The 509-nt window shown below is 56.6% G+C and carries 1 pseudogene; it reads right to left on the reverse strand.

The features are described from left to right. Positions 1-72: 72 nt before the first annotated feature. Positions 73-509 (reverse strand): annotated as a pseudogene (locus AC07XB_RS39085) (IS701 family transposase); the annotation flags it as partial.

Raw genomic sequence — 509 nt, forward strand, 5'->3', positions numbered from 1 at the left:
TGTCATAAATTAAACGGGCCATCCATTGATGCGCAACACGGGCAAAGCCCAAGGCTGCGCATCAGGTAAAAGCTAAGCTGATGGCGGAGTGTCGTGATCGAATTCGCCACGTGTCGCTGTGCGCGCAGGGCTCCCACGGGGGATGTAATCCGCGGGAAGCGCAGGTATCTGGCGTTCGAGGAAGTTTTTTTTATTCCCTTCGGACTTGTCCGCGGCGAGTCGTTCGGCCATCAGGAAGCCATAGGCTGCGATACTCAGCGTCGCATGATGGTGGAATCCGCGCCAGCCTCGGCCTTCATAGTGACCAAGACCGAGGTCTTGCTTCAAGTCCTGGTAATCGCGTTCAATGCGCCAACGCATTTTGGTCACGAACACAAGTTGTTCTATCAGCGCATCGGCCGGCGCGGTGGACAAGAAGTATTTGGTTGGCTCTGGTTCGCCTTCGGGCCACTCGACTAGCAACCACTCTTCATCGCGCAAGGAACTGCGCCAATAGTCCCGATGGGCCG

The sequence above is a fragment of the Cupriavidus sp. GW821-FHT02F09 genome (assembly GCF_059421605.1).